Origin of the sequence: Nocardia farcinica (assembly GCF_029867845.1) — a bacterium.
Lineage (GTDB): Bacteria > Actinomycetota > Actinomycetes > Mycobacteriales > Mycobacteriaceae > Nocardia > Nocardia farcinica_A.
Genome location: NZ_JARWRU010000462.1, coordinates 1 through 5,629 on the forward strand (window position 1 = coordinate 1; position 5,629 = coordinate 5,629).

The window sequence follows — 5,629 nt, forward strand, 5'->3', positions numbered from 1 at the left end:
GGTACAGCCGCTGCTGGGGGTCGCACTGGCGGCGGTGGGGTGGCCGCCGCGGCCAGAGGGGGGGGGGGTGGGTTGGGGCGTGGCGGGCGTCGTGGGTGTCGGGCTGGTGGTGCTCGGGCCGGCGGCGGCGCTGGACGGGGCCGGGGTCGCCGCGGGCGTGGGGTGCGCGGTGGCCATGGCGCTCGGCGTGACGCTCACCAAACGCTGGGGCAGGCCGCCGGAGGCCACACCGGTCGCGTTCGCCGGGTGGCAGCTCACAGCGGCAGGTCTGTTCCTGCTGCCCCTGACGCTGGTGATCGAGGGGCCGCCGCCGGCCATCGGGCTCGCGGCCGGGGCCGGTTATCTGTGGCTGGGGCTCGCAGGCGGGCTGATCGCCTACATCGTCTGGTTCCAGGGCATCGTCACCCTGCCGGTCACCTCGGTCTCGTTGCTGGGGCTGCTCTCCCCGTTGGTCGCCGCGCTCCTCGGGGCCGCCCTGCTCGGCCAACTGCTCGGGCCGGTGCAGATCGTCGGCTTCGTGCTCACCCTCGCCGCCGTCGCCGCCGGGCAGGTGCCGCCCCCCGCGCGTCTTCGCCCGGCTTCGTCCCTCGCTGCGTAGGAGAATGTCATGAACACCAGTCACACCGTGCTCGTCGCGGGTGCGACCGGACAACAGGGTGGCGCTGTCGCCCGCGCACTGCTGCGCGACGGCTGGCAGGTGCGGGCGCTGGTCCGCGATCCGTCCACCCCGGCCGCCGAGGCGCTCGCCGGGCTCGGCGCCCGTCTGGTCCCCGGCGATCTCGACGATCCCGCCGGTCTGCGTGCGGCGGCCCGGGGCGCGCACGGCGTGTTCAGCGTGCAGGCCTCCGACATGGCCGCGCCGGCTCCCGAGACGGAGGTGCGGCAGGGACGCAACCTCGCGGACGCGGCCGCCGCCGAGGGCGTGGCGCATCTGGTCTACAGCTCGGTCGCCGTGGCCGACCGCGACTCCGGCGTGGCGCATTTCCAGACCAAACTGGAGATCGAAGCGCATATCGCGGCGCTCGGCGTGCCCGCGACGGTGCTGCGTCCGGTGTATTTCATGGAGAACTGGCGGTATGCGATCAGCGACGAGGGCGGCGAGCGGGTGATCTCCACACCCCTCGACGCCGACCTCTCCCTGCAGATGATCGCGGTCTCCGATATCGGCCGCATCGCCGCGGCGGCATTCGCCGACCCGGGCACCCATATCGGCTCGACTGTCGAGATCGCCGGCGACGAACGCCCGGTCGCGGACATCGCCGCGCTGTTCACCGCCACCGACGGCGTGCCGACGCGACTGCGTCAGGTGCCGATGGCGCAGGTGCGTTCGGCGGCCGTCGAATTCGCGAAGATGTACGAATGGCTGAACGCGCACGGTTATGGGGCCGACATTCCGGCCCTGCGTTCCCGGTACCCGGGATTGACCACCTTCTCGGAGTGGGTGCGGCGGAACGTCCCGTCGCGGTGAGCGGGCTACCGTGCACGGTATGAGGGGACGTGCGCGGAAGGTGTCGGTCGCCGAGCTGGCGGCTGCGGTGCGGGAGCGGGCGGCCGGGGCGGGCGGACGGTATCTCCTGGGGATCGCCGGTCCGCCCGGGGCGGGGAAATCGACGCTGGCGCACACGCTGTGCGCGGCGTTGAACGACGGTGACACGCTCGCCGGGGTGGCGCCGATGGACGGCTATCACCTGTCCAACGCACGGCTCGACGAGCTGGGCAGGCGGGCGGGGAAGGGGGAGCCGGACACATTCGACAGCGCGGGGTTCGCCGGGAATCTGGCGCGATTGCGTGCGGCGCCGGTGGGTGAGGCGGTCGAGTGGCCCACCTTCGATCGGGCGCTGGACGAGCCGACGCCCGCGGGGACGGTGTTCGCGGGGGAGCGGATCGTGATCACCGAGGGGAACTATCTGCTGATGGACGACCCGGTGCTGGGGGCCTGGCACCGGGTGCGGGGGCTGCTGGACGAATGCTGGTATCTGGATGCCGAGCGGGAAACACTGGCCACGCGGTTGACACGGCGGCATCGCGACGGCGGGCGGTCGGAGGCGGCTGCCAGGGAGAAGGTGGAACTCAGCGACCTGCGGAACGCGGAACTGGTCGCGAGAACCCGGGGCCGGGCGGATCTGGCGTTGCGGGCCGAGGGCGACGGGTACGTGGTGAGCGAGTCGTGATGCCCCTCGCGATCCGGTCGTGAGGGGCGCCACGGGTCAGCGGTTGTCGCGGTACCAGCGCACCAGGGCGGCGGTGGAGGAGTCGTCCAGCGGCTCGGGGTCGTCGGTGGCGGACAGCAGCGGGGCCAGCGCGTTGGCCTGCTGCTTGCCGAGCTCGACGCCCCACTGGTCGAAACTGTCGATGCCCCAGACGGTTCCCTCCACGAACACCTGATGCTCGTAGAGGGCGATCAGCTGGCCCACCACCGAGGGGGTGAGCTTCGGGGCGAGGATGGTGGTGCTGGGGCGGTTGCCCGGCATCACCTTGTGCGGGACGACCTTCGGGTCGGTGCCCTCGGCGGCGATCTCCTCGGCGGTCTTGCCGAAGGCGAGCACCTTGGTCTGGGCGAACAGGTTGCTCATCAGCAGGTCGTGCATGCTGCCGGTGCCGTCGGCGGTGGGCAGATCGTCGGTGGGGCGGGCGAATCCGATGAAATCGGCGGGTACGAGCCGGGTGCCCTGGTGCAGCAGCTGGTAGAAGGCGTGCTGGCCGTTGGTGCCCGGCTCGCCCCAGAAGATCTCCCCGGTGGAGGTGGTGACGGGGGTGCCGTCGGCGCGCACGGACTTGCCGTTGGATTCCATCGTCAGCTGTTGCAGGTAGGCGGGAAAACGGGCGAGATCGTTCGAATAGGGCAGCACCGCCCGGGATTCCGCGCCGAAGAAGTTCGAGTACCACACGCCGAGCATGGCCAGCAGCACCGGCGCGTTGGCCTCCAGTGGCGCGGTGGCGAAGTGGACGTCGACCGCGTGCATGCCCGCCAGGAACTCGGCGAAGCGTTCCTTGCCGATGGTCGCCATCACCGACAGGCCGATGGCGGAATCCACCGAATAGCGGCCGCCGACCCAGTCCCAGAAACCGAACATGTGCTCGGTGTCGATGCCGAAGGCGGCCACCCGCTCGGCATTGGTCGACACCGCGACGAAGTGCCTGGCCACCGCCTGCTCGCCCAGCGCGGCCACCAGCCAGCGGCGGGCGGCGGTGGCGTTGGTCAGGGTCTCCAGCGTGGAGAAGGTCTTGGACGCGACGATGAACAGCGTGGTCGCCGGATCGAGGCCGTCGAGTTCGGCGACCAGGTCCGCGGGGTCGATATTGGAGACGAAGCGCGCGGCGATGCCCGCGTCGGCGTAGTGGCGCAGCGCCTGGTAGACCATGACGGGCCCGAGATCGGAGCCGCCGATGCCGATGTTCACCACGGTGCGGATGCGCTCGCCGGTGGCGCCACGCCACTGCCCCGACCGCAGCGCGTCGGTGAATTCGCCCATCCGGCGCAGGACTTCGCGGGCCTGCTCGCCGGCGTCGGCGCCGTCGATCTCCAGCGACTCGCCCTCGGGCAGGCGCAGCGCCACGTGACCGACGGCGCGGTTCTCCGAGGTGTTGATGTGCGCGCCGGACAGCATGGCGTCGCGGTGCTCGGGCACCCGCGCCTCGCGCGCCAATTCGACCAGCAGCGCGAGAGTTTCGCGGGTCACCCGGTGCTTGCTGTAGTCGATGTGCAGATCGCCGACCCGTATCGTCAGCTCGCGGCCGCGCTCCGGGTCCTCGGCGAACAGCTCCCTCAGGTGCCGGTGCGCGAGAACGCCGTGATGATCGTGCAGTTTCCGCCAGGCCGCCGATGCGGTGATGTCGCTGCTCACGCCGCCGAGGTTACTCACCGCCGGGCGGGCGTGCACAGGCAATGCGCCCACTCACCGGGTGCGGCGGCGCGGGCGGGGACAACGGCGGGAGCCGGGCGGAATCGCTGGGCGAAGGCGCGGTGCCGCACCGTCCGCGCTGTCTAGGCTGGCGTCATGGTGTCCGAACGCGAACTACTCGAATCCGTCCCGACGCGACTGTGGATCGGCGGACCCGTCGACGCCACCGGCGGCGGCACCTTCCCCGTGCACAACCCGGCCACCGGCGAAGTGCTCACCGAGGTCGCCGACGCCACCCCCGAGGACGCGGTACGCGCCCTCGACGCCGCGGTCGCGGTGCAGCAGCGGTGGGCGGCCACCCCGGCCCGCGAGCGCGGCGAGATCCTGCGCGCGGTGTTCGAGGCGATCAGTGCCCGCGCGGAGGAATTCGCCCTGCTGATGACCCTGGAGATGGGCAAGGCGCTGCCGGAGAGCCGTAACGAGGTGCGCTACGGCGCGGAGTTCTTCCGCTGGTTCGCCGAGGAGGCGGTGCGGGTGCACGGCCGCTACCAGCACGCGCCCTCGGGCACGGGCCGGATCATCGTGCACAAACAACCGGTCGGTCCCGCCCTGGCCATCACGCCGTGGAACTTCCCGCTGGCGATGGGCACCCGCAAGATCGGCCCCGCCCTGGCCGCGGGCTGCACCATGATCGTCAAGCCCGCTTCCGAGACGCCGCTGACCATGCTGCTGCTGGCCCGGCTGTGCGCGGAGGCCGGGCTGCCCGACGGGGTGCTCTCGGTGATCACCACCAAGACGTCCGGCGCGGTCACCGGGGCGCTGCTCGACGATCCCCGGCTGCGGAAACTGACCTTCACCGGGTCCACCGAGGTCGGCAAGAAGCTGGTCGAGCAGTCGGCGGGCAAGCTGCTGCGCACCTCGATGGAACTGGGCGGCAACGCGCCGTTCGTGGTGTTCGACGACGCCGACGTCGACGCGGCGGTGCAGGGCGCGCTGCTGGCCAAGCTGCGCAACGGCGGCGAGGCGTGCACGGCGGCCAACCGCATCCACGTGCACAGCGCGGTGGCCGAGGAGTTCACCGACAAGTTCGTGGCCGCGGTGCGTGACTCGGTGCGGATGGGCCCTGGCGCCGACCCCGACACCACGCTCGGCCCGCTGATCAACGCCGACCAACAGGCCACGGTGAGCGAGCTGGTGCAGGACGCGGTCGCGCGCGGGGCCAGGGTGCGGCTGGGCGGCTCGACGCCGGAGGGACCGGGTTGGTTCTACCCGGCCACCGTGCTCGACCAGGTGCCAGCGGGGGCGCGCATCCTGGCCGAGGAGGTCTTCGGGCCGGTCGCGCCGATCGTCACCTTCGACACCGAGGAACAGGGCCTGGCGGCGGCCAACGACACCCGCTACGGGCTGGTGGCCTATGTGTTCACCCGCGATCTGGATCGCGCGCTGCGCGTCGCCGAGGGGCTGGAGACCGGCATGGTCGGCGTCAACCGGGGCGTCATCTCCGACCCGGCCGCGCCGTTCGGCGGGGTCAAGGAGTCCGGGTTCGGCCGGGAGGGCGGCTTCGAGGGCATCGAGGAGTACCTGTCCACGAAGTACATCGCGCTCTGAACCACATCGCGCTCTGAACCACATCGCGCTCCCAACCACATCGCGCTGCGCGCCGGACACGACGAGGGGCGAGCCGGACACGACGAGGGGGCCGGGGCCGCCGAGCCCCGCGGCCCGCGGCCCGGTCGGGGGGGTCTGCCGAGGGCACCCGCGCCCCCGGCGGGCGCATCAACACAACA

General features: G+C 71.9%; 5 protein-coding genes. 4 read left to right on the top strand and 1 reads right to left on the bottom strand.

Annotated features, from left to right (window positions below; all coding sequences use genetic code 11):
• From QH283_RS09965 to QH283_RS09975, 3 genes are all read left to right on the top strand, one after another.
• Window positions 1-598 (top strand): EamA family transporter (locus QH283_RS09965; RefSeq protein ID WP_280502728.1); only part of this gene is annotated, 598 nt, incomplete at its 5' end.
• Between the two features lie 9 nt (window positions 599-607).
• On the top strand, window positions 608-1,468 hold the full coding sequence (locus QH283_RS09970) for an NmrA/HSCARG family protein (protein ID WP_280502729.1): 861 nt from the start codon (window positions 608-610) through the stop codon (window positions 1,466-1,468).
• 19 nt (window positions 1,469-1,487) lie between these two features.
• Window positions 1,488-2,171 carry a nucleoside/nucleotide kinase family protein gene (locus QH283_RS09975; RefSeq protein WP_280502730.1) on the top strand — a complete coding sequence of 228 codons (684 nt, stop codon included), beginning with the start codon at window positions 1,488-1,490 and terminating at the stop codon, window positions 2,169-2,171.
• 36 nt (window positions 2,172-2,207) lie between these two features.
• Here the strand turns inward: QH283_RS09975 and pgi are convergent, their stop codons facing one another.
• Window positions 2,208-3,845, bottom strand: coding sequence for a glucose-6-phosphate isomerase (gene pgi / locus QH283_RS09980; protein WP_280502731.1), 1,638 nt, complete (start codon window positions 3,843-3,845; stop codon window positions 2,208-2,210).
• A 153-nt stretch (window positions 3,846-3,998) separates the two neighbouring features.
• Between pgi and QH283_RS09985 the strand changes: the two genes are divergently transcribed.
• Complete coding sequence (locus tag QH283_RS09985; RefSeq protein WP_280502732.1) at window positions 3,999-5,450, top strand: NAD-dependent succinate-semialdehyde dehydrogenase; 1,452 nt, start codon at window positions 3,999-4,001, stop codon at window positions 5,448-5,450.
• Window positions 5,451-5,629: the final 179 nt, after the last annotated feature.

Bases quoted from the DNA above. Each gene is read 5' to 3' on its own strand.
- QH283_RS09970 (WP_280502729.1), top strand. From the start codon at position 608: ATGAACACCAGTCACACCGTGCTCGTCGCGGGTGCGACCGGACAACAG.
- QH283_RS09975 (WP_280502730.1), top strand. From the start codon at position 1,488: ATGAGGGGACGTGCGCGGAAGGTGTCGGTCGCCGAGCTGGCGGCTGCG.
- QH283_RS09985 (WP_280502732.1), top strand. From the start codon at position 3,999: ATGGTGTCCGAACGCGAACTACTCGAATCCGTCCCGACGCGACTGTGG.